The 26901-nt window shown below is 36.9% G+C and carries 29 protein-coding genes and 1 tRNA gene; 22 read left to right on the top strand and 8 right to left on the bottom strand.

The annotated features are described in order from the left end of the window. Nucleotides 1-281: 281 nt before the first annotated feature. The 17 genes from Q4D72_RS01145 (at nt 282) to Q4D72_RS01065 (ending at nt 12119) form a co-directional block, all read left to right on the top strand. Nucleotides 282-581, top strand: coding sequence for a co-chaperone YbbN (locus Q4D72_RS01145; protein WP_303075578.1), 300 nt, complete (start codon nt 282-284; stop codon nt 579-581). A gap of 153 nt (nt 582-734) precedes the next feature. Next, nucleotides 735-1685 carry a phosphoribosylaminoimidazolesuccinocarboxamide synthase gene (locus Q4D72_RS01140; protein WP_303075577.1) on the top strand — a complete coding sequence of 317 codons (951 nt, stop codon included), beginning with the start codon at nt 735-737 and terminating at the stop codon, nt 1683-1685. A 398-nt stretch (nt 1686-2083) separates the two neighbouring features. Continuing rightward, on the top strand, nt 2084-2314 hold the full coding sequence (locus tag Q4D72_RS01135; protein WP_303075576.1) for a helix-turn-helix domain-containing protein: 231 nt from the start codon (nt 2084-2086) through the stop codon (nt 2312-2314). A 3-nt stretch (nt 2315-2317) separates the two neighbouring features. After that, complete coding sequence (locus Q4D72_RS01130) at nt 2318-2524, top strand: hypothetical protein (RefSeq protein WP_303075575.1); 207 nt, start codon at nt 2318-2320, stop codon at nt 2522-2524. A gap of 518 nt (nt 2525-3042) precedes the next feature. Continuing rightward, nucleotides 3043-4161 (top strand): hypothetical protein, encoded by a 1119-nt coding sequence (locus Q4D72_RS01125; protein WP_303075574.1) that lies wholly within the window; start codon nt 3043-3045, stop codon nt 4159-4161. A 210-nt stretch (nt 4162-4371) separates the two neighbouring features. Further along, on the top strand, nt 4372-4638 hold the full coding sequence (locus tag Q4D72_RS01120) for a hypothetical protein (protein ID WP_303075573.1): 267 nt from the start codon (nt 4372-4374) through the stop codon (nt 4636-4638). Continuing rightward, on the top strand, nt 4635-4871 hold the full coding sequence (locus Q4D72_RS01115) for a hypothetical protein (protein ID WP_303075572.1): 237 nt from the start codon (nt 4635-4637) through the stop codon (nt 4869-4871). The genes Q4D72_RS01120 and Q4D72_RS01115 overlap by 4 nt, the downstream gene beginning before the upstream one ends. Continuing rightward, nucleotides 4871-5125 (top strand): hypothetical protein, encoded by a 255-nt coding sequence (locus tag Q4D72_RS01110; RefSeq protein ID WP_303075571.1) that lies wholly within the window; start codon nt 4871-4873, stop codon nt 5123-5125. Before Q4D72_RS01115 ends, Q4D72_RS01110 begins: the two co-directional genes overlap by 1 nt. Before the next feature lie 24 nt (nt 5126-5149). Continuing rightward, nucleotides 5150-5374, top strand: coding sequence for a hypothetical protein (locus tag Q4D72_RS01105; protein WP_303075570.1), 225 nt, complete (start codon nt 5150-5152; stop codon nt 5372-5374). A 67-nt stretch (nt 5375-5441) separates the two neighbouring features. Further along, nucleotides 5442-8549: a phage tail tape measure protein gene (locus tag Q4D72_RS01100; protein ID WP_303075569.1), complete on the top strand. Its 3108-nt coding sequence runs from the start codon at nt 5442-5444 to the stop codon at nt 8547-8549. Further along, nucleotides 8546-8734, top strand: a complete 189-nt coding sequence (locus tag Q4D72_RS01095) for a type II toxin-antitoxin system HicA family toxin (RefSeq protein WP_303075568.1) — start codon at nt 8546-8548, stop codon at nt 8732-8734. The genes Q4D72_RS01100 and Q4D72_RS01095 overlap by 4 nt, the downstream gene beginning before the upstream one ends. Before the next feature lie 27 nt (nt 8735-8761). Next, nucleotides 8762-9139, top strand: a complete 378-nt coding sequence (locus Q4D72_RS01090; protein ID WP_303075567.1) for a type II toxin-antitoxin system HicB family antitoxin — start codon at nt 8762-8764, stop codon at nt 9137-9139. Between the two features lie 124 nt (nt 9140-9263). Beyond that, nucleotides 9264-9971: a hypothetical protein gene (locus Q4D72_RS01085; protein ID WP_303075566.1), complete on the top strand. Its 708-nt coding sequence runs from the start codon at nt 9264-9266 to the stop codon at nt 9969-9971. 136 nt (nt 9972-10107) lie between these two features. Next, nucleotides 10108-10323: a hypothetical protein gene (locus Q4D72_RS01080; RefSeq protein ID WP_303075565.1), complete on the top strand. Its 216-nt coding sequence runs from the start codon at nt 10108-10110 to the stop codon at nt 10321-10323. Continuing rightward, a complete protein-coding gene (locus tag Q4D72_RS01075; protein WP_303075564.1) occupies nt 10320-10802 on the top strand; it encodes a Panacea domain-containing protein in 483 nt (160 codons plus the stop codon). Before Q4D72_RS01080 ends, Q4D72_RS01075 begins: the two co-directional genes overlap by 4 nt. Before the next feature lie 2 nt (nt 10803-10804). Then, nucleotides 10805-11155 (top strand): hypothetical protein, encoded by a 351-nt coding sequence (locus Q4D72_RS01070; protein WP_303075563.1) that lies wholly within the window; start codon nt 10805-10807, stop codon nt 11153-11155. Nucleotides 11156-11231: 76 nt separating this feature from the next. After that, the gene (locus Q4D72_RS01065; RefSeq protein WP_303075562.1) at nt 11232-12119 is read left to right on the top strand and encodes a DUF6712 family protein; all 888 of its coding nucleotides are present in this window, start codon (nt 11232-11234) and stop codon (nt 12117-12119) included. Here Q4D72_RS01065 and Q4D72_RS01060 read toward each other — a convergent pair. The 7 genes from Q4D72_RS01060 to Q4D72_RS01030 form a co-directional block, all read right to left on the bottom strand. Continuing rightward, nucleotides 12116-13285: a site-specific integrase gene (locus Q4D72_RS01060; protein WP_303075561.1), complete on the bottom strand. Its 1170-nt coding sequence runs from the start codon at nt 13283-13285 to the stop codon at nt 12116-12118. The genes Q4D72_RS01065 and Q4D72_RS01060 overlap by 4 nt on opposite strands. Nucleotides 13286-13444: 159 nt before the next feature. Next, nucleotides 13445-13518 (bottom strand) — tRNA-Arg (locus Q4D72_RS01055). A 12-nt stretch (nt 13519-13530) separates the two neighbouring features. Continuing rightward, nucleotides 13531-13980, bottom strand: coding sequence for a GatB/YqeY domain-containing protein (locus Q4D72_RS01050; RefSeq protein WP_303075560.1), 450 nt, complete (start codon nt 13978-13980; stop codon nt 13531-13533). A 180-nt stretch (nt 13981-14160) separates the two neighbouring features. Then, nucleotides 14161-15630, bottom strand: a complete 1470-nt coding sequence (locus Q4D72_RS01045; protein WP_303075559.1) for a hypothetical protein — start codon at nt 15628-15630, stop codon at nt 14161-14163. Next, on the bottom strand, nt 15612-17171 hold the full coding sequence (locus Q4D72_RS01040; protein WP_303075558.1) for a VPA1262 family N-terminal domain-containing protein: 1560 nt from the start codon (nt 17169-17171) through the stop codon (nt 15612-15614). Before Q4D72_RS01040 ends, Q4D72_RS01045 begins: the two co-directional genes overlap by 19 nt. Nucleotides 17172-17323: 152 nt before the next feature. After that, nucleotides 17324-18484 (bottom strand): immunity 26/phosphotriesterase HocA family protein, encoded by a 1161-nt coding sequence (locus Q4D72_RS01035; protein ID WP_303075557.1) that lies wholly within the window; start codon nt 18482-18484, stop codon nt 17324-17326. An 85-nt stretch (nt 18485-18569) separates the two neighbouring features. Continuing rightward, a complete protein-coding gene (locus Q4D72_RS01030; RefSeq protein WP_303075556.1) occupies nt 18570-19607 on the bottom strand; it encodes a hypothetical protein in 1038 nt (345 codons plus the stop codon). Between the two features lie 173 nt (nt 19608-19780). Between Q4D72_RS01030 and Q4D72_RS01025 the strand changes: the two genes are divergently transcribed. The 4 genes from Q4D72_RS01025 to Q4D72_RS01010 all read left to right on the top strand — a co-directional run bounded on the left by Q4D72_RS01025 (nt 19781) and on the right by Q4D72_RS01010 (nt 22929). Further along, the gene (locus tag Q4D72_RS01025; protein WP_303075555.1) at nt 19781-20689 is read left to right on the top strand and encodes a hypothetical protein; all 909 of its coding nucleotides are present in this window, start codon (nt 19781-19783) and stop codon (nt 20687-20689) included. Nucleotides 20690-20832: 143 nt separating this feature from the next. After that, on the top strand, nt 20833-21384 hold the full coding sequence (locus Q4D72_RS01020; RefSeq protein WP_303075554.1) for a YeeE/YedE family protein: 552 nt from the start codon (nt 20833-20835) through the stop codon (nt 21382-21384). Between the two features lies 1 nt (nt 21385). Continuing rightward, nucleotides 21386-21799 (top strand): DUF6691 family protein, encoded by a 414-nt coding sequence (locus Q4D72_RS01015; RefSeq protein WP_303075553.1) that lies wholly within the window; start codon nt 21386-21388, stop codon nt 21797-21799. A 71-nt stretch (nt 21800-21870) separates the two neighbouring features. Next, nucleotides 21871-22929 carry an acyl-CoA reductase gene (locus Q4D72_RS01010; protein ID WP_303075552.1) on the top strand — a complete coding sequence of 353 codons (1059 nt, stop codon included), beginning with the start codon at nt 21871-21873 and terminating at the stop codon, nt 22927-22929. Between the two features lie 4 nt (nt 22930-22933). Here the strand turns inward: Q4D72_RS01010 and Q4D72_RS01005 are convergent, their stop codons facing one another. Beyond that, complete coding sequence (locus Q4D72_RS01005; RefSeq protein ID WP_303075550.1) at nt 22934-24247, bottom strand: anthranilate synthase component I family protein; 1314 nt, start codon at nt 24245-24247, stop codon at nt 22934-22936. Between the two features lie 155 nt (nt 24248-24402). On the opposite strand from Q4D72_RS01005, the gene Q4D72_RS01000 reads away from it, so the two are divergent. Further along, complete coding sequence (locus Q4D72_RS01000; protein ID WP_303075549.1) at nt 24403-26862, top strand: DUF5686 and carboxypeptidase regulatory-like domain-containing protein; 2460 nt, start codon at nt 24403-24405, stop codon at nt 26860-26862. Nucleotides 26863-26901: the final 39 nt, after the last annotated feature.

Genomic DNA, 26901 nt, shown 5'->3' with positions numbered 1-26901 from the left:
TTTTGTATTTTAGTGTTGATAGCAAAAAATACCATTTTCACACCAACAAAGTTTTCACTCTGGCAAAGTTACAAAAAAAATAATTGTTTTAATGTTTTTTTATGATGAGATTGGAAGGGTTTTTGTAATGTGTTGAATAATAGTGTTTTGTGTTTAAAATTGTATAAAAGAAATGAGTGTGTAAATTGCATATACTTAAAAAAACGATAAAATTTTATTAAAAAAGAATGTATGTTGCTCAAAATTCATATCTTTGCATTGTTTTAGCTGATGAAAAAAATATGGAAAAATTTGGTAATGTAATTGATGTGGCTACTCCGGTGCTTATTTGTTTTTTTGCGGATTGGCACGAGGCATCAATGCATATGAACGCTGTGTTGAGAGAAATTCTCTCAATAATGGGTAACCGCGTGAAAGTGGTTAAAATTGACGTTGATAAGAATAAAGAACTTACCAAGGCGCTGAAAGTTAACGGGTTGCCTACGCTTGTGATTTACAACCATCGGGAACTTGTTTGGCGGGGTGAAGGGTTTCACGACAGTGACGTGATTTCATTAGAATTGAGCAAATACGTTAGTTAAAAAGTTGTAATTCATCTTCTTACAAAAGATGAATTGTAATAGTAACAGCCTTATCGGTTGTTTTTTTTTGCCTTTTCAACTTAATTACATACCTTTGTGCAACTATTTTATAAAAATATCACAAGTTACTCATAACCAATAAAGTTTTAAATTATGAACAATACCATTACAAATACGAATTTTAATTTCCCGAACCAAAAATCGGTTTACAAAGGAAAGGTACGCGAGGTGTATCATCTTGAAAATGACCTTTTAGTGATGATTGCCACCGACCGTCTTTCGGCTTTTGATGTGATTATGCCCAAGGGAATTCCGTATAAAGGGCAAATTCTCAATCAGATAGCTACCAAGTTTATGCAACAAACCGAAGACATCGTTCCGAACTGGCTCATCGCCACTCCCGACCCGAACGTTGCTGTGGGGCATTTGTGCGAGCCGTTCAAGGTAGAGATGGTCATTCGCGGTTATTTGGCAGGGCACGCCGCCCGCGAGTATAAAGCTGGAAAACGAAAACTCTGCGGAGTGCCACTCCCCGAAGGAATGCGTGAGAACGATATTTTTCCGCACCCTATCATTACCCCCGCAACCAAAGCCGATAACGGCGAGCACGATGAAGATATTTCAAAAGAAGACATCATCGCCAAAGGCATCGTAACGGAAGAAGATTACGAAATTTTGCAAAAATACACGTACGCTTTATTTGCCCGCGGAACCGAAATTGCTGCTCAACGCGGACTGATTTTGGTGGATACCAAATACGAATTCGGGAAAACCAAAGACGGAAAAATCGTGTTGATTGACGAGATTCACACCCCCGATTCGTCGCGTTATTTTTACAAAGAAGGCTACGAACAACGCCAAGAAAAAGGCGAACCGCAAAAGCAACTCTCCAAAGAATTTGTGCGTCAGTGGCTTATTTCCAACGGATTTCAAGGTAAGGAAGGACAACAAATTCCTGAAATGAGCGATGCCTATATCGACACTATTTCAGAGCGTTACATCGAGCTTTACGAAAACATTATGAGCGAACCCTTCGCCAAAGCCGACGTTTCAAACATTGAAAAACGCATTTATGACAATGTGATGGCGTATTTACAAAAATAGAAAACTTTCGGTTTTTGTTAGAATTATCGGAATTGTTCTATTAAAAAAGTGATACTTTTGCCTAAGTAACGATGAACCGTATAAGTTTTGTGTAAGTCATATTTTTTTCAATAATGGTGTAACAGAATAATTGATAGTTTCGGGCTTTTTTGGTTCGTGTGTTTTATCATATTTTATTTTAATTTCCCATAGAATTCTCCCCCTGACTCACGTAGAACTCAAATTTAAATAATTACTTTGGTGGGAGTTGATGGGCAATATCATTTCGGAGTTGATCAAAGTGGGAGTATCAGATGTGTGGGTACTTGAATGTCGGTATGGATACCAATGAATTATTCTGATTAAAACAAATTGGTTGAACTTTTTGAAAAATAAAGAATTTCCAAATATAAAAAAAGATGAAAAATAAAGAATTAGCATTGGAAAAGAGAGCCAAAATAGCTCAAATAATTAAGAAAGAAAGAGAAAGCCGAGAGATTTCCCTTGAAGATTTAGCCGAAAAAGCAGGGATAAAACCATACACTTTGCGTAATATAGAAGCCGGAAAATTTTCGCCCGATTCGGACTTGCTTTGTCTCATTGTAAACGCTTTGGGGTGCGACCTTAAAATTAACGATGAAATTATTTAGCCTATGGAACAAACACCGCACGAAAAAACGCTTTTTATCATTAACGAGTTGGAACTCTCGGCACGGCAGGTAGCCGTGGCGATTGGCAAAACGGGTTCTGCAATTGTTAAAAAACAGAAAAGAGTAAACTATAATTGTTTTTTGGAAGACGATTTCCAAAAACTTAAAAGTTTTTACGTAAAAAAATTGGAGAAAATAAAAAACCTATAACCCCGCACCTGCGGGGCTTTTTGTTAAAATTTTGTTAGAATTAAGGTTTTTTTATATTTTTGTGGTTCAATTTTAAAAATATGTATAAAATGAGTAGAGTCATATTTGCTTTTTTAATTTCTATAATTTCATCTTCTTGTGTTACGAACTATTATACCGTTTCGTTAGCAGAAGATACTGTTTTATATTCAGATAAAAAATCTGAAAAAGAAATTGTTACAATCCCTAAAAACACAAGGGTATACTTGTCAAGCAACGTTTCCAAACGAAAATACAAACGCCTGAAATGGAAAGATTATTATGGCTGGGTGTATGAACCTAAATACATTTCCTATAAGTCTTACGTACCAAGTTCTGAATATCAATCTCCTTCGTACAGTAACAAATCAAAAAAGAGTTCTGGAGGAAGTGTAAATGTTAGGGGATATTATAGAAAGAATGGTACTTATGTTAGACCTCACACGAGGAGTTCAAGAAAGAGATAATTTATTTTTTTGTTTAATTCAAATCATAACACTATGAAACATATTTTTTTATTTATTGCAGTGATGATGGCTGTGTTTGTAAATGCACAAATTAATGTTACCTACCAAGATAATGAAAATTCTTCAATAAAACCTTTCGAGAATTTTAGTGTAAACATTTCAGATTATAGAACTGCTCACGAATTATTAGGGCTTATTGGTAACAGGTTGTATGCATTTCCGTTAAACAAAGATTATGATTATAGATATTCAACTTTTTCTATAAAGTTCCTAACAAGAAAAGGCAAAAAAGAAGAATATAGGGTGATTGACAAAGAGGAATATGAAACTTTGTTAGCAGGTAAATATGTAGAAGTAGAAGACATTGCTTTTGGTGGGACAAAAAAAATATCTGCCGAAGAGTGGGACAAAAAAAACAGGCTTCGAAACGTTACCTTTTTGGATGATGTAGAAATATATGCAACAGAAAAAAGCACAGGAAATAAATTTATAATAAATGGAAGTAAGATAAAACATTTTGTTGCAGAGAAATATTTTGAAAATATGAAGAGTAAATATTTGGGCAAGCAGTTTTTAAATAATCGGTTACTCAAATACAAAATACCCAAAGAATCGTATGAAAGGATTTACGATATGACCTATTTACAACCTAAACCAATTGAAAAAGAGGACGTAGTTAAAGCTATTTCAATAGATTTTATATACAATTCTCTGCCTTATCCAAGTTTGATAGTGAAATTTGACAACTCAAAGGAGTTAATGTTGGACACTTTTCTGTTTAAAAGTGATTATATGGATTTAGAAGAATATAAAAATTTTTATGATGCTTATTCAGCCTACAAAGAGGCTAGGATTAAAGAGGGAAAACTTAATCAAAAAGCAAGAGAAGAAGAATGGGAAAAAGAACGGGAAAGGGAAAAAGCAGAAAAACACGCACGATTAAAGAAAAAATATGGAGATTCTGTCGCTAAAGATATGGCTAACGGATATGTTCGTATAGGCTGGTCAAAACAAATGTGCATAGATTCTTGGGGAAAACCTGAAAGTATTAATAAAACAACTACACAGTATTCAGTTTCAGAGCAATGGGTTTATGGCAATGGAAATTACTTATACTTTGAGAACGGAAAACTTACAGCTATACAAAATTAATTTTTCAATAAAACCTGCAAATAATTTGCAGGTTTTATTTTTTATTGTATCTTTGCACTGTTAAAACCTCGTGCAGATTTTTGTATCTGTATATCAAATAAAAATATAAATTTACAGGCGTAAGGGTGTCGCATAATAGTAATGTTATGCAATTTCGTAAATCACGAGGTTTTAACAGCACCTACTTACGCCTTTTTAATTTTTTTAGTTATGTTAAAACCTCAAGAAAACCAAAAAAAAGTTATCCGCAAACGTTATTTGGCACGTTTACGTGAGGCGTACGCGAACACCTTGTTTTCTAAATTTTTAAATGAGTACCCCGGTACGCTTACAATGAAATTCAGCAAGGGAGCGTGGCGTTTATCATTTTCGTGCGGTCACGAAAAAGTTCAGGCTCAGGGCAAAACATTGGCTCACGCACTTATTAACTTGACTGCCAAGTCGGATTGTCTAACTTCAAAATCCGTTGCCTTATGAAAACAATCGACATCAACAATGTAACACTCACCGAAAGTTCACTGAAAATGTTACAGCATTGGCAAGAAGACGAGGGCATTCATTTGGCGGAAACCCTTGAGATTTTGAGTGATTTAACCACTTTTTTGAGCGATGCCTCATTGAGCAACGGCACGGAAAATCAAGCAATGGAGTTTATTCGTTTCATCTGTGTGCTTCGTAGTGATTTAAAAACCTTTAAACCCGAATCGTGATGGAAGACTATAAAGCATTGATAAAAGAAATGTTGCTTCGGGATTTTAGCCCACGAGCTATCCGTCCGGATAAGAGCATACAAGATGTTGTTTTAAAATCCACGATTGATGTGCTTCAAATGGTGCGAGGCGTTATTCCGCAAAGCCCAATTGACGAACACGACATTTTTGACGCTTTGAAAGAAACTGGCTTTCAATACGGCATTGACGAAAAACAAGGCTTGTATCTTTGGTTTTTATTCAAAAAAATGTAATTTTGTAACGTAAAATTGTTAGTTATGGAAAATTCCAATAGTTTAGGTAGTTTTATTTGGGGCGTAATCGTTGTTTTTGTTTCTCTTCTTGCTGGTATTGTTTGGCATCTATTTCAATATTGGTACATTATAGTAGGTGCTATTGTGCTGTGGATTGTGTATGTTATTGTAGAGTTTGAAGTTCGCAACCACCGAAAATTCAAGAGAGAACGTCAAAAACTTCTTGATAAAAAAGCAAACATTCATTAGCATTTTTGTTGTCCTTTGAAAAAATCGAATTAACACAGAATTTTGCTGTGTCAATTCGATTTTTTTTATGGCACAAAATACAATTACCACTAAGGGCGTACTGATTATCAACGGTCAGCAGGTGCAGAATACATTTAGAGATTTACAGGCAACCACTCGCAAACTGGAAGCCGAACTGCGTAGACTCAAACCTGGCACACAAGAGTTTATTGACAAAGCCGAACAGGTAAAAAGAGCCCGTCAAGCCTTTGAAAACGTACGAAATGAAATCAACGCCACTACTCGTGAACTTGAAAGGAGCGGCAATTCTTTTTCTTCATTTTTTAACAGAACCAATGTTTTAACGGGATTGTTGTCTTTTGAAGGGTTGAGAGCAGGTTGGCACACAATCAGAGAAACCACTGACCGTCTTTTGGAAATCTCCGATGCTATCACCGATGTTCAAAAAACTTCGGGCTTGGCTCAAAAAGAAGTCGAAGCCCTTTGGAATGAATTTGGAAACTTTGATACCCGAACTAAACGCTTAGATTTAATGAACATCGCCCAAATCGGAGGGCGGTTAGGCATTACCGATAAAGAGCAATTACAAGAATTTACCCGCGAAATTGACAAGATTTACGTAGCTCTGGGTGATTCGTTCCAAGGCGGTTTGGAAGAGGTTACCACCAAAGTAGGTAAACTTAAAAACCTATTTGACCAGACCAAAGACAGCGATTACCCAACGGCGCTCAATGAAATTGGTTCCGCTTTGAATGAATTAGGGGCAAATGGTTCGTCATCAGAAGGAAATATTACCGAATTTACTACCCGTGTAGGACAATTACCGGGAGCCTTAAAACCCGCCATTGACAAAACGCTCGGATTGGGGGCTGCCTTTGAAGAAAGCGGGATTGATGCCGAAATTGCAGCTTCCGGTTTCAGTCGATTTGTGTCCGTAGCAGGTAACAATCTGGATGGTTTCGCTAAGCAGATGAAAATCACCAAAGAAGAGGCACAAGAACTGTTCAACACCAAGCCCGAAGAATTTTTCTTGAAATTTGCCGAAAGTATGAAAGGGCTTTCAGGGAATCAGTCTGCAAATGTGCTGAAAGGATTGAAACTCAATACGCTTGAAGTGCAAAAAGCCTTAGGTGCGGCAGGCGACAACGCTGCCCGTTTCCGTGAATTGATGGAACTTTCAAGTAAAGCTATGGAAGAAGCCACATCTATTCAAGAAGAATTCAACAAAAAGAATAACAATGCTGCCGCTATTTGGGAAAAAATCGGTAGAGGATTTCGAGAGTTTGTTACTGACGGGGTTGTTCCTGATTTTTTCAATTGGATAACGGGCATTGCAGGTAAAATTACGGGTGTATTTAACGAAGCCGGAAACGGGATAAAAACATTTAGGGAGCGCTTGGCTTTTTTGGTAAAACTTTTAACCGTAGCTACAACGGCATTCCTTTCATACCGTGCTGCTGTTTGGTTGGTAACTACCAGCACCAAGGAGGCTTGGAAACAAACGGTTCTTTATAACGTGGTGATAAAGGCACAAGGCGTGCTAATGGCTGCCAAGCGCGGTATTGTTTTATTGTATGCCGCCGCAAAGTATCATTTGGCAGGAAACACAGCTAAAGCCACACAAGCCATACGACTTTTTAATATGGCTACAAAAATGAATCCGTTGGGGTTATTCATCGGAGCCGTAACCACCGCAATAACAGCTATATCGTTGTTTTCAAAAAAACAAAACGAAGTAACCCAAGCCAACAAAGAGGTTATAAATTCTATCAATCAAGAAATCACACAACTGAACACATTGCGTAAAATGATAGCCGATAATAATATTCCGCTTGAAAAACGTAAAGACCTGATTGATAAACTAAAAGAAAAATACCCTGATTATTTAAAAAATGTTGAAAATGAAGGAAAATTAACCAAAGAATTGGCAGATAAACTTGACTCGGTAAATAAACAACTTGTTATAAAAGCACGTTTGAAAGCCAATGAAGGACTCATAGAAACGCAATCCTCCGTAACGGGTGAGGCACAAGCCAAAATGGAAGCAAAAGAAAAGCAAATTCAACAAGAAATCAATAAATTACGTAATTCGAATTCGTATGTGGCAAAATTAAATTTAGAGGGTAAATCGGCTGTTGAGCAATATAAAATTTTACGTGATAACCCCGAAATAAAGAAGAGAGAACATTTGCTGGTAGCCATACGAAGTGCCATCGGAGAATATATAGAAGCAAGAGATGTTTATAAAACTGAAAATCAAAAACTAACAGATTTATTAAATGTTAATGCAGATTTGAATTCCCGAGACAGCCAAGAAGTAAATTTTGAAGAAGGTGTAACAGTGTATGGTACTCCCAAACTTACAACTGACGATGACTCTAAAAAACCTAAAAAATACACGGGCGACCTCTATGGGCAAGCCCAAAAAGATTTGTTAAAGGCTCAACGTGATTTTATCAAAAAACAACAAGAATTGGAGGACGAGGAAACCGTCATTTTGAAAGAGAGCCTCGACAAACAGTTGTCAGCAGTAGAGACCAAATACGAACGTAAGAAACTTACCCTGAAACACGAAAAAGAAGATATTACCAACGAAATCAGAGATTTAAACAAGAAAATTCGGGAAGCAAACGAAAAGATCGCCGACCCAGAAACGTCTGCTGAAGAAAAAGCCGATGCCAAAAGGGCTATTGCCATTTATAAAAAAATCATCGAAGAAAAAAAGCCACTCATTTTACTTAACAACCAAATCGAAATTCAGCTTGAAAAACAAAAGGCGGCAGAATTAGAACAAGTCCGTGAGAAGCACCGCGTTAAGGAGGTGGAGCGTACGCTTAAAGAGTACAACGACTGTATCGACATCAAAAAGCGTGAAAAAGCCGAAGAAATCTTGCTTATCAACGATTTAGATTCGGCAAAAGAAGCCCTGCGAGGCAAGCTGAGCGAGCGCGAACTGGCGCAAATCAAAACATTAGAAGACGCCAAAAAAGCCCTACGCAAAGAAGCCGATAAAGAAATCTTACAAACCAGTTTGGAATCGTTCCAAGCTCAAAAACAATTGGCACCGACGGGCATTTTTTTGAAAAAAGTAAAATATTTTTTACTCAAAAACTTGTATATAAGTAAAATATTTTTTACCTTTGCCCTGTTGAAATTTAATAGATTCGTTCTATGAAAACTAATGAATTATTGAAAATCCTGAAAAAAGCCGGATGTTACCCACTTCGCAAAGGTAAGGGAAGTCACCAAATATGGTATAGCCCGATAACCGAAGAAACCTGCGTTGTGCCGATACATCCAAGCAAAGAAATAGGTACAGGATTGGTAATTAAAATCAGAAAAACACTATTAGGGGAATAATCCCCTAATAGTTTAAAAATTAAATATATGAAAACAACATTCATCGTAGAAAAAACAAATACGGGGTATTCAGCGTATGCCGAAAACGCAAACGTAACCACTGTTGGCGATACGTATGCCGAACTAAAAGAGAATATGCTTGAAGCGTTAAATTTATTATTAGAATACGAAGACAAGCCTTTGGCTACTGAAAAAGACATTGTGATTAAGTTCGATTTAGCACAGTTTTTTGAATACTATAACGGCATCAACATCTTTGCGTTGAGTAAAAGAATAGGGATTAGCAATTCATTGATTTCACAATACAAAAACCGAAAAAAATATCCGTCAGAAAAACAAGTACAAAAAATATTTCAAGGCATTAAATCGTATGGTAGTGAACTTGCCACCATTGATTTAACATAAACTTTCTATTAGTTTCAACACCCCGCCCGCTGATTTTCAGCGGGCTTTTTTATTCCAATCTGTAAAACATTTGTCCTTTAACTAATTTTATTAATGCGATACCTTTGCGAAAAAAATAAAAGGTATGAACAATTTTTGGGTAGAAATGATTTTTAAAATAGGTGCCGAGAAGAATTATCCGAGGATAAAATGGCACAGTTCGTTTCACAACGGTTGGATGGACGTGGTGCTTTCCGTTCCCGTTTTCAAAAAGTATATGTATGAAAATCAGCTAAATGTAAAGTTTGTGGTGTATATCGCCGATGATTTTTTCGTGCATAAATACGGCGTGGAAGAATGGCGGGAATTTTCGGCTTCGGAAAAGGAACAGTACCGCAAAAATACGGTTGATGCCATCGACAAGCATATGAGCGGGAACGAGAGTGCGGGGCGGTCGCTGATTTCGCCTTTCTTCCGAGACCAGAACGGCAATCTTATCAAAGGCATTGAGGTTGTGCCGATTGACGATAAAATTAAAGACGGTAGTTTTTTGCCCGATGCCACGGCGGGGAACTCGGAAATTTTGTTTCCGATGGGCGTAGACCCTTGTCTGCTCGGCGCGGGTATTCCGGGCGGTTCGGGCGGCGGGCTGAACGGAGCGGGGTCGGACAAGCGGGAGGCATACACCATTTTAAGCACGCGGATGCCCATTCGTCGGATTCGTACCCTTGAAATTTTTGAGCGTATCCGCGATTGGAACAATTGGGACCCTACACTATACGGCAATTTCCCGAACATCAATTTAACCACGTTGGATAAAAACCCAAACGGACAGCAAACAATTGTGAATTAGCGGATAGCGATTAGCGAATAGCCATTGGCTAAAAGCTATCAGTCAAAAGCCAAAAATATAATTTTGTCAATCAAAGTGTCGGACATTTGTATTTTTTTCATACCTTTGCAGTATCTGTGGCTATATCAATATTAATATGAATGTAAAAAACAACAAGCAAGTGATTGATTATCCATTAATTACTGATAAAAAGGTATTTTACAATCCTCAAAAATATTTGAAGTTTTTCAAAAAAAATAAAGAGGAAATCACGAATGTAAAAGTCATTCCTGCAAAATTAGGTAAAAAAGGATTTGGAGTTATTGAAGTAGAAACGATAGTATTGGCACACTTTTTGCCCTTCCTAATATGAGAGAGGAGGATAATAAAATGGGTACTTCAAAAATACATAGTAGCATATTGAGTGCCAAGTTGATGTTGGCGTTAGCTAACGAGAAGGGGTATGTGTTGAATGTAACAAAAGTACAGAAGTTGATGTATATCGTTTACGGGTATTTTTTAGCAAAAGCAGATGTTGTTATTTTTGATGAAAGCCCGAAAGCCTGGCCATTTGGTCCTGTTTTTCCAAAAACACGAAAAAAAGTGAACTTTGGTAAAGTTTATGACAAGAATAATCCTGAATTTCAAGAAATTGTCAAGGATGAAAATTTGGTGAACGTTATGACTTCAATTATAGAGAAATATGCTAAATATTCGGCTACAACACTTTCTGATTGGTCACATACAGAAGGGGGACCTTGGTATAAAACTACCAAAGAAGAGGGTTTTAATTGGAATATGCCTATAAAGAATGAATATATAAAACAATATTTTTCAGAAATTAATATTTAGGCATGGAGAAGAATTTATCTGATATTTTCGATAAAAAAGAAAAAAGAGGAGATTCTGACCCAGATTTAGATATCGACTCCGGTGAATTAAACTTACAAATCAAAAAACTTGAAGCTGTTCGTTATAATTCCGATACAAAAGATCGAAAGTGGTTGGCTAAATGGGCTGTATGTACGGTTTCGGTGTGGTTGGGGTTTGTTTTGACGATATTGATATTGAATCATTGCTTTTTGCATTTGTCCGATAGTGTCCTGATTACTTTGCTTGGTACAACAACATTAAACGTACTGGGACTTACCTTTATCGTTCTTCGAGGACATTTTTATACACATTACTACAGGAACAAAAAATAAATTCAAATAAAAAAACAAGTCCTTTCGGGGACTTTTTTTATTTCCGTATTTTGTCAAAAAAATAATCCATTACATTATGTTTGACAATATAGACGAAATAAAAGCCCATATTAATGTATCCAAACAATTGGATATTAAGACATTAAAGCCATATATTGAGCAGGCTTTAAGTGATAAGATTTTGCCTTTCGTAGGGAAGGAAATACTTTCCTTGCTCACAGACGACAAGCAAGCCCCTTCTGTTTGGGAGCGGATAAAAAGAGCCACAGCCAATTACGCGGTTGCCTTGTCGATTCCGTTTTTGAAAATGCACCTTTCCAATACGGGAACAAATACGTTTTCAGACGGCAAAACGGAGCGGTCGCCTTGGTGGGACATTCGGGATTACGGGCTGAATGCCATTGCCATTGGCGACCGAGCCTTGAACGATGCCGTTTTTGAGTTGCAACAGTCGGAACTCAAAGATAAGTTGCCGATTTACAACGAAATACAACGTACGCTATTTGCTTCGCCCTTTGAATTTTCAAAGATTTACCCCATTGGCGATTCGTACGAGGTGTTTTTGAAGCTCATTCCGTTGATGGACGATGTGTGGCATTTGTATTTAGCCAATCAGTTGCCCAATTGCACGCTTGAAAACTTGAAAACCAATGAGAAAGCGCTGTTTTTCTTAAAGAAAATAACGGCTTACTACACCCTTGCCGATGCCATTTTGACGGCAGGACTGACCTTTACCAAGTCGGCAATCGTCATTCAGTGGGAGCAATTGCCGTGGCAAAAATCACAATTGTTGGAGCAAAACGACTTGTTGCATTTGCGAGCGGAATTTCTTTCAAAAGCCAAGCAATACACCGAAAGTTTGCTTACGCTACTGAAAAACAGCCCCGATGAATTTCCGTGTTTTGCCAAAACAGAAATCGAACCAAGGGCGGTGATTGCTAAAAAAAGTGGGTTGTATTTTTAATCGTCCAGCAACGACACGTTTATTTGCTCTTTTTCAATGATATGGACGTAAATCATTGTCGTGGAAATGTCTGAATGGTCAAGGAATTTCTGCAAATCCTCGACCTTTCCGCCTTTACGTAAATAGTTGGTAGCAAAGGTGTGGCGTGCCGTATGAAAGCTCACACGCTTGCGGATACCGACAATATTGACCGCCTCACGGATGTAATCGTTCATCTTCTGTTCAGAAATCCATTTGACGAACAAATCGGGATAATGCTCCACGAAGCTCCGAGCCGAATTATTGAGCGGAATGGTATTAGTTTTGCTTGTTTTATCGGACGTAAAGGTAATGGTTTTGCCGATAGTTTCCCGCTTCAATTTTTTAACTTCGTTGATTCGAAGCCCTGTATAACAGGAAAATAGGAAATATCCCAACGGCAATTTTAACCGCGGATTGATATAGCTTGAAAAATAGAACTCTTTGAGTTTGTCCAATTCGGCGAAACTCAAATTCACGCGGTTGCTTCGGTGGGTGCGGGTTTTTATATCGTCCGTATCCAAATTGAGCCGAATGCCGTATTTTTCAGCGATATGTAAGTATTTTTTAAGCGTTTTTAGGTTGGAATCAATCGTATTGGCGTTGTTTTTACATTCCTTTGCCATATAGTTTTTGTAGCGTTCTACCCACTCAATGGTGATTTGCGAAAAGGGAATTTCCTTTTGAAAACGCTTGATTTTGGCGATGCGTGATTTTTCTTTCCGAAGGGAACCGGGTTTGATGTTCTGCTGCTCTACGTATTTTTCCATAAAGGCAACAAAACAAGTGTTGGACGAAGCGTTGTTGTATTCTTCGACCAATTTTTCCAACGTTAAGGCTTTGTCATTCAGGTGATATTCGGTTCGGATATGGGTGATTTTCTTCAAAACGTTGTCGATAATCAGATTGTATTCGACCGCATTTTGGGCGGACTTTTTGAGTCTGCCGTTTTTTTCGTCCCAGTCTTCGGGACGAACTTCCACACCCAACCGCTCACGAATGCGTTTGCCTTGTGAGGTAATCAATAGATAAATGGGGAACAAGCCGTGTTTGTTCACATAATCACGGCGGTAAATTTTGACATTCATAGTTACTAACTTTTTAACCAGCTGTAACCCTTTCGTGTCAACAAAGAATTGGTGTTTCATTTTTTCAAATGTTTTTGAAAAATTGAAACCATTTTTAACGTTTGCCACAAGAAAAATTTTTGTGGCAAGTTTTGTGGCAAGAGCCACTTTTTTGTTTTTAAAAATGGCTCAATAAATCAGTTAATTACTAAGTTTATTGAGCCAAAAATATGTTCCTTGTGACCGCGGAGGGATTCGAACCCCCAACCCTCAGAGCCGAAATCTGATATTCTATCCAGTTGAACTACGCAGCCTAAAAAGAATTCTTATGATAATAATTTTTTTACAACAGTTGCGATGAGTTTACCATCGGCCTTGCCCGTTAATTGTTGTGTAGCAATGTCCATTACTTTTCCCATATCTTTCATTGTTGAAGCGCCTACCTTGGTGATAATTGCCGAAACTTCGGTTGTAACTTCATCTTCCGAAAGTTGTTTGGGTAAAAAGCGCTCAATAACAGCTATTTGTGCCAATTCAGGTTCTGCCAAATCATTGCGCTCTTGCGATGCGTAAAGGGTGGCACTATCATTGCGTTGCTTTACCAAACGTTGCAAAATTTTCAATTCATCAGCTTCTGAAAGTTCGTCAGAGGCCCCTGCTTCGGTTTTAGCCAGCAAAATAGCTGATTTTATGGCTCGTAATGATTCCAAAGCCACTGTGTCTTTGGCTTTCATCGCTTCTTTCAAAGCCTCCATTACCTTATTTTGTAAACTCATACAGACTTAAAATCTCTAAAAAGAGGTGCAAAAATAAGACGTTTTGAGCAAAATAACAAATTGTTATTCAAAAAACTTTGTTTTTTGTCGTAATGAAAACATTTTCTTTTGGGTATGTTGTTGAAAATCAATAGTATAATAAAATAATTTTGCTGTTTGTTTTAAATGTTAAAAAATGGACTATTTCTCCATATTTTCTTTTCCTTTTTGGAAATGAATTCTTGTATCAGTTGAGGTGTAGCGTAAAAGCTGTATGTTGTTGGAAATTAGTTTGTTGTATTTATTTGCGGTTTCAATATCGTTTAAATTTTTATTCTTATATACAAATGTGAGTAAGTGCAATTGTGAATGATAAATGTGAAATTTTGTTAATTGATTGCAACTTGAAGAAAACCACTCTAAATCAAGGTTTTCAATTTTGTCCATCAAGCTTTTCATCAGTGAAAGCAACTCTTCATTGTTTGTTTTAAGTGTATGATGTTTAATGATATAACTTGAAAAATCGGTAAATAAAATCTCATTTTGAAATTTATTTTCTGCCAAAATATCTTTCACACAATGTTTCCATTTTTCAAATATGCGTTCAAGTAAAAATGTAAATTGTTCGGCGGTGGCAAATCTTTCAAAATAACGCAAAAATTCGTTTCTGGCCTTGGCGTTTGAGTGGTGCTGATTTACTGAAAAATCAGTTGTAATTGCTTCAATTTTAGTGTTTTCGCAGGAACTTAGTAATGCCCCTAAGGCAGCATTAACCAATCGATTTCCACGAAAATACACTGCCGTTTGTCTTAAAAAATTAAAATCATTTCTGCCAATCCGTTCAAGAATATTTTTTACGCTTATCACTTCTGAATCAATTATTTGTAGGTTTTCTTTTTCGGTGATTTGGCGAATAAATTCAAAATTCAACCATTTGTTGGTTAAATTTGGTTCGTTGGCTATTTTTAACAATATTTCTTTGTTAAAAAGTTGTAAATAACAAGTGCACTCAATCGGATTTTGTAAGAGTGATAGTGTATTCACAAAACTTTTAAAGTGAATTTTATGCAGAAATAAAATGAGATTTTCAGTGAAAAAATTAAGATAAAATCCTGTGCCACTGTGCTCAACGCAAGTTATAAACCGATATGTTTTTGAAATGTTATCTTCTGAAAATCCGTTTTGAAAATCGTCAAAAATTTCCTTTTCCCACAAAGGGGCCTCGGCTAATATCTCTACTGAAAAGTTAAATTCTTTTAAAGTTTGTGTTATTTTTTTGGCGAGTGATTCGATATTATTTTTATGTAAATTATTGGTTATTAAATAATTGTCTATATTTATTCGTAAATACGCATTCAGGTTTAAAAAAATCAATATAGCCTTTATATCAGTCTCCAAAATGCCTTTCCGAAAATATTGTGCGGTTGTCACAATAATCTGTGAAATAGAGTTAATAATCTCATTATCATTTAGTTGTATAGAGTTGATGTTTTTGGAGATGAGGCTTCGGATTTCATTATTAACAGTCCATATCGTGTCGTTTTCTTGCTTATTGATGAAATATTTAATAGCCACATTATCAAGTTTTTGCAAGATGTACACCAATTCTGTGTGAACCGAAGTAGAATCATATCTTAATGCCTGATTAACAATTATTTCGGGAATTTCCATACCAAACAATTTTTATGATTTAAGCTATCCCACAGTTCATTAAAAGCATCTATAATAGGTTGAGAGTGAGAAACTTCCTGTAAAATGTGATGTGTTTTTCCATACGAATTAATTGAAGTGCCAAGTGAATACACCTGCGGTTTTTTTAGCTTACTGCTCGGAAAAATGAGAAAACGGTCATGAAAATCCCAGCCGTAATTTGAATGCTGCACCCTAAATTCCAGATTTAGCTGAAAATTATTGTGTTTTGGGTTGTCCAGCACGGATTTGTAGCCTGAAATAATCTCGGCAGCAGTTTTGCTTTTTTGGTTATAAACTTTTTTAATATTCTCATTTACAGCGCCTATTGCCCGTAAAGGAACACCTGCTGTTTGTGAATGAAACAGCGTTTTGAAAATGTCTGTCGGACTCAAATACGGATCCCACAAATAAACGCCATTTTCGTCTTTATCCCGAATGAGTTTTTGCAAATCTTCCAAAGCGTTATCGCTTCCTTTTTTATATTGTTTGAACGATAAATTTCGTTCCAATTGTTGCTTTTCTTGGTCATAAAGATTGCTGTTTATGTGTGTTACATAATCTATTTTAGCTTCTTTTCTTTCGTTTTTGTGGCGATTTGATACTTTCACTTTTTGCATTTCGCCATCAATTTCAAAAATCCTTGTTTCGGGAAGAATGATTGCTGTGCTGAGATTAAAATTACGAATGTAATTTCCTTTGTGTGAGCATAATAATAATGAAGGGTCATTACGCCAAATTTTGATATGACTTGTTTGGTCAAGGTTCCCGACATAAATTTTTTGGCTTTCGGTTTTGTTGTAATTTTCGATGGTTGCTCCCGTATAGTTTTGGTCAAAAACCGATTCAACCTGCACCAAACAGTCAGGTATTGAGGTAATAGCATTGTGCCAAGCAAAACGAATTTCAACGCCGTTCCAAGTGCTAAGTGCCTTTGAATCAATGTCAATTATAGTGATGGGAAACTGAAAAATAAAGTTGCCGATTCGGTCTCGAACCACGGAAAGGTCAATCGGAATTTCCTCTTTTATCTTTTCGCAAATATTGTTGAACTTATTTATGACTTCTGTTTTTAGTAGAAAATCAACGCTTTCTTTCGTTTCGTTAAAAAATTCAATGATATACGAACCGCTGTGGTAGTTATTTTTTAGAATTTTATTTATTCTGTTTCCTTCAGCAGAAGGAATGTATTGCTTGGGCAAGTATTTAAGTTGTTCATAATGAGTTGAATGTATATTGTCGCCATTCCATTTGTTTTGGGTTTTGAGCGAGTGGCACTTCGCAGTAGCCTCTTCAAGGGTGAGCCAATATCGCTTGATGCCCATTCCAAAATCGTTATTTACAGAAATTCGATTGCCTAAAAAGCATTCATTCAGTCCGTTATAGGGTTTTTCTTCAAAAACGGCTATGGTAAAGAAATTGAATATTTCGTTGTTGCTTTTTCGGTATAGAAATATTTCGGTAACCTCGCAACTTTCGTAAAATGCGATGTTTCCTGCGGTTGTCAATATTGTAAAATCCATTTCAGGCATATTTTTACGAAATTTATGAAAAATGATAACAGAAGCATTTTGTAACAAAAATGATTTTTTGGGGTTATGATAAAATGTTCTCTGATTTATATATTATTGATTATCAAATAAAATATATAATATGTTGATTCTTAATAAACTCTCTACACAGCGATTTCACTGGGTAGCAAAACGCCTAATTTTTTGCAATTTTCGGCATAATTTTCCGCAGGATTTAACTTAAAAATAGTTAAAATTTCATTGCGGATTTGTTGCCATTTCGGGTTTCGCAAATCCTCTTTCCATAGCCAATGTTCAGGGTCAATTTCAATACCTTGCAAGGCATTCAAAATGTGAAAATTATCATACGCAGGGGCAAATCCGATGGAGTTATTCACAAACTGATTTTCTTCTATGGCTTGTTTTAATTCACTGGAAGCCAATTTTTTAAATAGGTGCATATCCATTTCCAACTCAATCAAGCCCCATTGCAAACCGGTGAACGCCTCGCCAAAATAAAACGACATCGGAAAGTCATACGCCTCATCGGGAATCGGTTCGTGGTCAAAAATCTCGTATTCGCCATAGAAAAAAGCATTGTCCATCATCACCGAAACAGGCATAACATCTTTGGTTTTCAGGAGGTTAATCGATACATTTTTGTCAGGCGAAGCAAACACGAACAATTCTACCAGCACAGGTTTTCCCATCAGCGAAAACAGACGGTGGTCGAGTGGTAATATGTTGGTTTTCCGAAGTTTATCGATGTTCATCAAAATCCTTCCGAAGCCAAATTCGGTGCGATTGAGCTTAAAACAAAAATAATCGCCTTTTTTGAATTTCAAATTTTGGCGTTTTTGTTGCTTAAATTTTTCGATTTCTTCAAAATGATTTTCAGGCGAATTTCGGATAAATTCCTCGATTAAATCAGTTGGGTTTTGCCCTTTTTGCACGGGTTTTTCCCACAATCTGCGGTAAAAGGAAATTTGCGAAGTGACGCTCCCTATCACCAGGTCGCCGTATTCGTCCACCGAGAGATAAACGCCTATGGGTGAGCGTTTTTCAAAGGTGGAGGCGTTGAGTTTTTGCTCTTTTCCGCGTGTGGTTTTGGGCAAAAGCACCTCGCGATGCCGCGTTTGTTCGTCGTAGTGAGCCTCCTTGTACTCCGTTTTGGTGGAAATGATGTGGCGTTTGATGGTGTCACCCTCAAAATACAAAATGCTCTCAGGGCGGTACTGGTCGCCCTTAAAAATGACTCTATCCCAGTGAGCTTCAATGGGTTCAAGTCCGAAATAACGGCGTTGCTCGTTGTTTAGTTCGTACATTGTTTTCTGGTTTGTGTTTCGCAAAAATACGATTTTTTTGCTTATTTTTTTGTGAATGTCTGATTTGTCGTATGGATTAAAAAGATTAAGACGCACCAAAGCAACTCATTCCCACCACAAAATCATCGGTTTTTTTGATAGAAAAATCTTGTAAATCAACTTTTAAAGATTTTACACATTCCGAAATGATTTGTATGGCTGATAAGAATTTTACGCTTTGATTTGTTTCCTGATGGAAAAGTCGGAGTAAGTCCGTAACTTCCTCATTGAGTTGTATTTCCGAAAAATGGGTGTAGTGCGCAACATCCCAAGTTATATCGTGATGAAACTTGTTTTTTAACCATTTTTCACGGTCAGCTTGCGTGCCAAATCCCACCAATGGCGGTAATAAATCGTTAGAGCGATAGCTTAAATTAATGCAATAAAGCAGTTCTTTAGGTGCTTGGTTTTCAATGGTTTGTTTTATAAGAGGTGTTATTTTTTCGTGCAATTGAGCGGTGAGTTTGGAGCGTAACGATTTTTCGCAAGGTCTTTCATACCACACAAAATTACCCTCTTTGATGCTTTGCAATTGCCCGTTTTCGTCATACGAATAGGTTTCGTGTTGGTTAAATTTTTCGCCGTGTAACATTTCTGATTCGGTTTTTTTGGCAACTAATTTTTGATTTTCGTACAAAAGAATGTCTTGACAAAAAACACCGCTTTCAAAAACGGCATAGCTGTTTTTTAGAAGTGAATTTTCGTATAAAAATAGCTTAACGCTGTAAATTTTTTTACTATTTTCACAATCAAATCGATAGCAAAGTATTTGATTGTCAGAGTGAATATAAAAAGTTTCATAATAGTCGTTTTCCGTTTCGGTCATTTCCCGTTCCACAATAATTTCGTTCTTGGAATTAACGCCATATTGCCAGAGAGAGTCCTGAAAATCATCGGGTTTTTGAGGTAAAATTTCGCCTCGTGTAACATAGCTGTGTTTTTCAAAATAAAAAGGCTCTAACTCAAACCATTGTCCGTTTGTCCAAAACCAACGAACTATTTGATTTTCAATATTCTTTTTAATTGTTGGATAGTCTGATTGCGCTTTGTCAAAAAGTTTTTTGAGTGTTTCGATATTTTTCATATTTTTGTTATTAATAATGTAGCTCGCAAAAAATATATTCCAAATTGATTTACAAAGATACTAATTTTTTGGCTTTGTTGTAAAAATTGGACTTTTGCCTGAAAATTTTGTTCGTAAAATGTCAGGATTTTTAAAATTTCCCGACTAATTCATCATAAATTAAGATTGAAATTATGCACAAAATTGGTTTTTATAGTTTTTTGATGGCGATTGTTTTTTGTCAAACTGCTGTTTCACAAGGATGTAGCGATGCCGGATTTTGTACTATTAACAAAGCGAAACCCGTAAATTTTTGGGAACGATTGGAGCCTGTGAAGAATCAAATCAAGGCAGGTTTTTTCTTCGGGGAAGGAGATAAGGACGTGAATGTCTGGGGAAATTATCTGGAATACAATCGGCAATTTTCAGAAAAAGTGAGTTTTGATGTAAGATTAACGTCGATTGCCCAAAACGGAAACGGAATCCATTCTTTCGGGCTTTCAGATGTTTTACTTTCAGGAAATTATCAGCTTACTGAACGGCTGGGCTTCACGTTGGGGACAAAAATTCCGCTTTCTGACGGAAATAAAAAATACCAAAATCTTTCACTTCCAATGGATTACCAGTCCAGTTTAGGGTCGCTTGATGTGATAGTGGCACTTAGTTATCAAATCCGTAAATTACACCTTGTTTTTGCTTGGCAACAGCCTGTTTTGCAGAATAAAAACGAATTTTTAGCTGAAATACAGACCAATGAGCTTTTGAAAAAATTCCATTCCACCCGAAATTACAAGCGAAGTAGCGATATTTTGTTTCGAGTTTCTTACCCGATTTCGTTGACCAATAAACTGACCTTTACGCCAAGTGTTTTACCCGTTTATCACCTTACAAACGATTATTTTACCAATATTTCGGACGAAAAACAAGCTATTTTAGGTTCAAAAGGGCTTACGCTAAACGGAAATATCTATCTTGACTACCAATTTAATGCAAAAAATAGCCTTCAACTCAATGCCGGAATGCCTTTTATTGCCCGAAAAGTGCGTCCTGATGGATTAACACGCCATTTTATTGCCAATTTGGAGTATAAATTTCGGTTTTAGTCCGAAAAATATAGCAGAAATAACATAATTTGCCTTGGGTTTAAGAGTGGACGAATGACTTTATTCGGTCAATATTATCCAATTTTTTTTGAATTACGCAATATAAACGTATTTTTGCCTGTTGGAAACACAAATTTTTCGTTATGGATTGGATTATGCAGCCTTGGCCTTGGTATGTGGGCGGTCCTTTGATTGGGGGCATTATGATTTTACTGATTTTGTTGGGAAAAAGTTTCGGATTTTCGTCAAATTTCCGTACGATATGCTCTGCTCTGGGGGCGGGAAAATCTTGTGATTTTTTTGCTTTCGATTGGAAATCACAACGTTGGAATTTACTCTTTCTGCTCGGTGCGATTATCGGCGGAGCTATTGCGGCTCATTTATTATCGGACAATCAAATTCCTGCTATTTCCGAACAAACTGTTCGTCAGCTCAACGATTTGGGCTTTGAAAGTGCCGGAGTTGCCTATTCGCCTGCCGAATTATTTTCGGAATTTTCCTTAAAAAATAGTATCATTTTACTGGTTGGCGGGTTGCTCATCGGTTTTGGAACGCGTTATGCCGGAGGATGCACTTCGGGGCACGCTATTTCCGGATTGAGTGATTTTCAGTTGCCTTCGCTTATCGCCGTGGTCGGCTTTTTTATCGGCGGACTTGTTATGGTTTTTGCAATATTCCCTTTAATTTTTGGATAAGATGAAAAACGGATTGTATATTTTATTAGGAATTGCCTTCGGCATCGTGATGTATAAAAGCGAAACGGCTTCGTGGTTTCGTATTTACGAAATGTTTCATTTTCAGTCATTTCATATGTACGGCTTCATTGGTGGTGCCTTAGCTGTTGGCGTTTTGGGTGTGCAATGGATAAAACGAACCCAACGAAAAGATATTGATGGTAAGGTAATTAACATTCCGCCTAAGGAAAAATCCGTAATGCGTTACCTTATCGGAGGAATATGCTTCGGGTTGGGTTGGGCGTTGGTCGGAGCTTGTCCCGGACCTTTATTTGTACTCCTCGGAGCGGGCGTTTGGAACATACTCATCGCCATCATTGGGGCTCTTTTAGGAACATATCTCTACGGAATTTTCAAAAATAAACTGCCTCACTGATTTTTTTGATTAATTTCGTTTTTTTGAAAAAAAATTATACTTTTGTCCGTCAATCGGAAGAAAAATAAGATATGAAAAACCGAAAATACAGCAGTTTGGTGAATTTAGGCAAGTTTTTATCGCAATTTGCGTCTTTTCCATACATAAAAAATACAGAATTATTACCAAATAACGACCAACATTTCGAAAAGTTCAAAGAAATACTTCAAATAGCCGAACAACAAAATGGTTGGTTTACGGCTGATAATCTGCAATTTGCCTGTAAATCGTGGGCAGAAGCTCTCACGGAAGAAAATATTAACAAGTGGCTTGAAAGGTATAATTTTGAGAATGTTACGCCTAAAACCGTAGCTATTATTATGGCGGGTAACATTCCACTAGTGGGCTTTCACGATTTTTTGTCGGTATTAATGTCAGGGCATAAGGCGGTGGTGAAATTATCGTCAGATGACAAGGTACTTTTGCCTTTTATCGCTGATTTTTTACAACAAACCGAACCTTCTTGGCAGGGAAAATTTGTCTTTACCGATGAGCGAATAACCGATTTTGACGCTGTCATCGCTACGGGAAGTGATAATACGGCACGTTATTTTGAATATTATTTCGGAAAAAAACCGCATATTATCCGCAAAAATCGCAATTCTGTTGCAATATTAACCGGAAAAGAGGCCGAAAATGAACTTTTTCAGCTTGGAAAAGACATTTTTACCTATTTCGGATTGGGTTGCCGAAGCGTTTCAAAGGTTTTTGTGCCTAAAAACTACGATTTCGACCTTCTTTTTAAAGCAATTTATCCGTTTAAGGACATCATTCACGGACAAAAATACGCCAATAATTACGATTACAACAAAGCGGTTTATTTGATGAGTTTGTTTAAACTTCGTGAAAATGGATTTTTAATTCTGAAAGAAGATGCAAGTTATGCCTCACCCATTGCTACACTATTTTATGAATTTTATGATGATTTGCAGCAACTCAAAGAAAAGCTCCAAACCGATTCCGATAAAATACAATGTGTTGTAGCCAAAGGATTTATGGAAAACGAAATTCCGTTTGGGAAAACCCAAGAACCGCAACTTTGGGATTATGCCGATGGGGTTGATACAATGGCGTTTTTAATAGGTTTGTAATTTTTTAGGGTTGATTTTCAATAACTTGCATCATTGCTTGGGCTTTGATAAGGCATTCGTCGTATTCTTTTTCGGGGACGGACTCGGCGGTAATGGCACTTCCTACTGAAAATGAAAGATATTGATTTTCAGAATTATATAAAATACTGCGAATGACCACATTAAAATCAAAATCGGCTTCGGGCGTGAAGTAACCCACCGCTCCGCTGTACACGCTTCGTTTGCTTTCTTCCAGATTTTCAATGATTTGCATTGCCGATATTTTCGGAGCTCCCGTCATACTTCCCATCGGAAAAGTGGAACGAATCACATCAACCGAGTGCGTCCCGTCCTTAACCTGCGTGCCGATGGTCGAAATAAGTTGATGTACTTGCTTGAAAGTGTAGGGTTTACAAAGTTCTTCGACCCTTATGCTTCCTTTTTCGGCATAAAGCGATAAATCATTACGGACTAAATCCACAATCATCACATTTTCAGAACGTTCCTTTGGGTTGTTTTCCAAATCAATACGGAGCTTCAGGTCTTCCTCCTGATTTTCAGAACGTTTTGCCGTTCCTTTAATCGGTTGAGAAATTACCTCATTTTCAGAACGTTGCAAATATCTTTCAGGAGAAGCCGACAGCACGTAATACGGCTTCAAATTCAAAAAACAAGCAAAAGGCGGTTCGGAAATCTCGTTAAGTTTCTGGTAAATAGCAAGAGGCTCTATATCAGTATTTTGAACGTAAAATTCCTGACAGAAATTAGCTTCGTAAATATCGCCCAGTGCAATGTGTTTTTGCATTTTTTCAACCCGATTTACGTATTCTTCTTTTGAAATTTGTGCCAAAACCGAGTTTTTTTGCGTTGATTTTACCTTTTTTTGAGGAAATTCGACCGAAAAAGTACAAATTTTCTCAAAATCGCTATCAATTTCGTTAAAAATGCTTTCCAAATAACTAAAAACAAGATGATTTTCCTTAAAGAACACAATTTTTTTGGGTTGAAAGAAATATATTTCCGGAAAAAACAATCCGTCCGAATTGTTGGAGGACAAATTTTCAACATCATTTTTCAAATCATACGACAAATAACCGAAAATATAATCGCTTGTAACATCAATAAACGATTTTAACGCATCAAAAGCTCCTTTTGTTTCGTGTTTTTTTAACGTTTTATGCGGATAAAAAGCCAAAATAGCTTCATTTTTACGAAATTTATCCGGATATTGATTAGAATCCAGCCAAATTACCTCCGTTTGTAAGGAATTTACCCAAAATAAGGCTCTTTTTTTTATGTTTTGCAACGAATCGATGTTAAATTTCTTTTCAATACGCATTTTTTAAGATTTTAGCGGTTTTGTAAAATTGTTTTTCAGAAATTTGTTTCAACGGTGAAAAAAATTAAAAACAACACGCAAAGGTACGTATTTTTTTGATTTTTTGTATTTATTTTTACATTTGCAAAAAATCAACCAAAAAAACAGCTTATTTGATGAAAAAAATAGTCTTTTTTATCGTTTTTTTGACAACTTCGGTGTGTTTTTCACAAATTAAAGGAAAAATTACCGATGAAAATAACGCTCCGATGCCTTACGTGAGCATTTACACCGAAGACGGTACGGTCGGGACAACTTCCAATGAAAACGGTGATTATCAGTTAAATATAAAGGAAAAAAAGCCGACACTTATTTTTCAGTTTTTGGGTTACAAATTAGAACGTAAAACGCTTGATATTCAGCAGTTTCCTTACGAATTGAACATTACTTTGCAGGAAGAAAGTTTTCAGCTTAATGAGGTGATTGTCAGTAATAAAGACAATCCGGCGAATGCCATTATCCGTAATGCGATTAAAAATCGTGTAAAAAACAGCGAAAAAGCCAATCGATTTGAAGCCGATTTTTACTCCAAAGGATTTTTTCGGGTGCGAAACGTTCCGAAGAAAATCCTCGGTCAAGAAGTGGGCGATGCCGACGGAAGCCTCGACTCCACAGGCACGGGCATTGTGTATCAGTCCGAAACCATTTCAAAAGTTAAGTTTCAGAAACCCAATAAATTAAAAGAACACATCATCGCCTCGAAAATCGCCGGAAACAGTAACGGATTCAGTTTCAATACGGCAGCCGATGCTGATTTCGATTTTTACGACGAATTTCTGAATTTTGATGCTCACGTCGTTTCGCCCCTTGCCGATGCCGCTTTTTCGTATTACAAATTTCAGTTGGAAAGTACGTTTTATGATGATAAAAATCGGATAATCAATAAGATAAAGATGATTCCGAAGCGTGATAAAGAGCCTGTTTTTGAAGGATATATTTATATTGTGGAAGATTCGTGGGCGATTTACGCACTTGATGTGCTTTTGAAAGGCTATCGAATGCAAAATCCGGCGATTAAAGAACTTCACATCGTGCAGAATTTCAGCTACAATCAGCAAGAAAATTTTTGGAGTAAAAACCTGCAAACTATTGATTTAAAGGCAAAAATTTTGGTGATTGAACTTGAAGGAACTTTCTCGTATGTGTATAGCAATTACAAATTTAGAGATGCTTTCGATAAAAAGGAATTTAAGGGTGAAATTCGTAGTTTTGCAGAAAATTCTAATAAAAAAGATAGTCTTTTTTGGGAAAAACACCGACAAATTCCGCTTACGGCAGAAGAAACGCTTAATTATATCAAAAAAGACAGCGTGGAGCGGGTGCGTTCTTCCGAAAAATACATTGATTCGGTGGAAACCAAGCAAAATAAATTCGGCGTTTGGGACGTGCTTACAGGTTATACGTATCGTAAAAAATCAAAAGGTATTCAATTCTCTTACAAGGGATTAGTCGACCCAATGGCAGGAGGTTTCAACACTGTTCAAGGTTGGTTTTTAGGTTCAGGATTTTCATTTGTGAAATGGAGCGACAAAACGTTCGCCTCAACCAATATTTATGCTGATTTTCAGTATAGTTTTGCAGAAAACCGACTGCGTTTCAGCGGCGGATTTGCTCGACGATTCAATCGAATCAACAACGCCAAAATGAAAATTTCGGGCGGGGTGGAAGCGAGGCAATTCAACCGAGATGCCCCGATTTCAGGGCTTGTCAATGCGGTTAGTTCGCTCTTTTTCAAGGATAATTATATGAAATTGTATAATGATGAATTTCTGCAAGTGGCTTATTCACAAGATGTTTCGAGTAATATTGTGCTTTCGGGCGGAATTTCGTTTAGTCAGCGTAAACCCTTGATTAACAACACGGATTATGCCTTTGTTAAAAAGGAGAAATCTTACACGTCCAATAATCCGTTGCAACCTGATATCGATACGGAAGGCTTTGAAAAACATTATGTTACAAAATTTGCGCTTCAAGCCGATTTTTATTTCAATCGCACCTACACGACTTTGCCCAATCGCAGGGTGTATGATTTTGAAAATCGGTATCCGTCCTTGCACTTAACAGTTGCTAATGCGTTTAGTACCAGCAAGAAATCCTATCAGCATCAGTTGGTTTCGGGGCAAGTGCGTTATGCTCCTTCTTTCAGTAACAAAGGTAAGATGGATATTGATGTTCGGGGCGGTTGGTTTTTCAATGCGAAAGACATTAGTTTTATTGATTATAAGCATTTTAACGGAAACCAAACACACGTGCAGTTGAACGAAAATCTGGCTTCATCGTTCTATTTGTTGCCTTATTATTCGCATTCGACCAATGAAGGCTATTTGGAAACGCACGTTCGGCATCGTTTTGGAGGCTTTTTGTCAAATAAAATAGCGTTATTCAATAAGTTACAATGGAATTTCGTAGCCGGATTTCATCAAATCAATCGTCCGAAATTTAAACCTTATCAAGAATTGACCTTTGGTTTGGAGAATATCGGCTGGGGAATTGTTCGTTTTCTTCGGGTGGAATACGTTCGTACTTACGAAGGCGGCTTTAAAGGCGACGGGATAATGTTTGGGCTTACGTTTTAATTGAAATTAATTTGTTATTTTTGCCCCGTTTTTTACAAA

It is taken from the genome of Capnocytophaga sp. (genome assembly GCF_030532915.1).
Taxonomy (GTDB): Bacteria; Bacteroidota; Bacteroidia; order Flavobacteriales; family Flavobacteriaceae; genus Capnocytophaga.
The sequence above is the reverse complement of the archived record's forward strand: the minus strand, read 5'-3'. Positions and strand labels throughout refer to the sequence as shown.

Bases quoted from the DNA above. Each gene is read 5' to 3' on its own strand.
- Q4D72_RS01145 (WP_303075578.1), top strand. From the start codon at position 282: ATGGAAAAATTTGGTAATGTAATTGATGTGGCTACTCCGGTGCTTATT.
- Q4D72_RS01140 (WP_303075577.1), top strand. From the start codon at position 735: ATGAACAATACCATTACAAATACGAATTTTAATTTCCCGAACCAAAAA.
- Q4D72_RS01135 (WP_303075576.1), top strand. From the start codon at position 2,084: ATGAAAAATAAAGAATTAGCATTGGAAAAGAGAGCCAAAATAGCTCAA.
- Q4D72_RS01130 (WP_303075575.1), top strand. From the start codon at position 2,318: ATGGAACAAACACCGCACGAAAAAACGCTTTTTATCATTAACGAGTTG.
- Q4D72_RS01125 (WP_303075574.1), top strand. From the start codon at position 3,043: ATGAAACATATTTTTTTATTTATTGCAGTGATGATGGCTGTGTTTGTA.
- Q4D72_RS01120 (WP_303075573.1), top strand. From the start codon at position 4,372: ATGTTAAAACCTCAAGAAAACCAAAAAAAAGTTATCCGCAAACGTTAT.
- Q4D72_RS01115 (WP_303075572.1), top strand. From the start codon at position 4,635: ATGAAAACAATCGACATCAACAATGTAACACTCACCGAAAGTTCACTG.
- Q4D72_RS01110 (WP_303075571.1), top strand. From the start codon at position 4,871: ATGGAAGACTATAAAGCATTGATAAAAGAAATGTTGCTTCGGGATTTT.
- Q4D72_RS01105 (WP_303075570.1), top strand. From the start codon at position 5,150: ATGGAAAATTCCAATAGTTTAGGTAGTTTTATTTGGGGCGTAATCGTT.
- Q4D72_RS01100 (WP_303075569.1), top strand. From the start codon at position 5,442: ATGGCACAAAATACAATTACCACTAAGGGCGTACTGATTATCAACGGT.
- Q4D72_RS01095 (WP_303075568.1), top strand. From the start codon at position 8,546: ATGAAAACTAATGAATTATTGAAAATCCTGAAAAAAGCCGGATGTTAC.
- Q4D72_RS01090 (WP_303075567.1), top strand. From the start codon at position 8,762: ATGAAAACAACATTCATCGTAGAAAAAACAAATACGGGGTATTCAGCG.
- Q4D72_RS01085 (WP_303075566.1), top strand. From the start codon at position 9,264: ATGAACAATTTTTGGGTAGAAATGATTTTTAAAATAGGTGCCGAGAAG.
- Q4D72_RS01080 (WP_303075565.1), top strand. From the start codon at position 10,108: ATGAATGTAAAAAACAACAAGCAAGTGATTGATTATCCATTAATTACT.
- Q4D72_RS01075 (WP_303075564.1), top strand. From the start codon at position 10,320: ATGAGAGAGGAGGATAATAAAATGGGTACTTCAAAAATACATAGTAGC.
- Q4D72_RS01070 (WP_303075563.1), top strand. From the start codon at position 10,805: ATGGAGAAGAATTTATCTGATATTTTCGATAAAAAAGAAAAAAGAGGA.
- Q4D72_RS01065 (WP_303075562.1), top strand. From the start codon at position 11,232: ATGTTTGACAATATAGACGAAATAAAAGCCCATATTAATGTATCCAAA.
- Q4D72_RS01060 (WP_303075561.1), bottom strand. From the start codon at position 13,285: ATGAAACACCAATTCTTTGTTGACACGAAAGGGTTACAGCTGGTTAAA.
- Q4D72_RS01050 (WP_303075560.1), bottom strand. From the start codon at position 13,980: ATGAGTTTACAAAATAAGGTAATGGAGGCTTTGAAAGAAGCGATGAAA.
- Q4D72_RS01045 (WP_303075559.1), bottom strand. From the start codon at position 15,630: ATGGAAATTCCCGAAATAATTGTTAATCAGGCATTAAGATATGATTCT.
- Q4D72_RS01040 (WP_303075558.1), bottom strand. From the start codon at position 17,171: ATGGATTTTACAATATTGACAACCGCAGGAAACATCGCATTTTACGAA.
- Q4D72_RS01035 (WP_303075557.1), bottom strand. From the start codon at position 18,484: ATGTACGAACTAAACAACGAGCAACGCCGTTATTTCGGACTTGAACCC.
- Q4D72_RS01030 (WP_303075556.1), bottom strand. From the start codon at position 19,607: ATGAAAAATATCGAAACACTCAAAAAACTTTTTGACAAAGCGCAATCA.
- Q4D72_RS01025 (WP_303075555.1), top strand. From the start codon at position 19,781: ATGCACAAAATTGGTTTTTATAGTTTTTTGATGGCGATTGTTTTTTGT.
- Q4D72_RS01020 (WP_303075554.1), top strand. From the start codon at position 20,833: ATGGATTGGATTATGCAGCCTTGGCCTTGGTATGTGGGCGGTCCTTTG.
- Q4D72_RS01015 (WP_303075553.1), top strand. From the start codon at position 21,386: ATGAAAAACGGATTGTATATTTTATTAGGAATTGCCTTCGGCATCGTG.
- Q4D72_RS01010 (WP_303075552.1), top strand. From the start codon at position 21,871: ATGAAAAACCGAAAATACAGCAGTTTGGTGAATTTAGGCAAGTTTTTA.
- Q4D72_RS01005 (WP_303075550.1), bottom strand. From the start codon at position 24,247: ATGCGTATTGAAAAGAAATTTAACATCGATTCGTTGCAAAACATAAAA.
- Q4D72_RS01000 (WP_303075549.1), top strand. From the start codon at position 24,403: ATGAAAAAAATAGTCTTTTTTATCGTTTTTTTGACAACTTCGGTGTGT.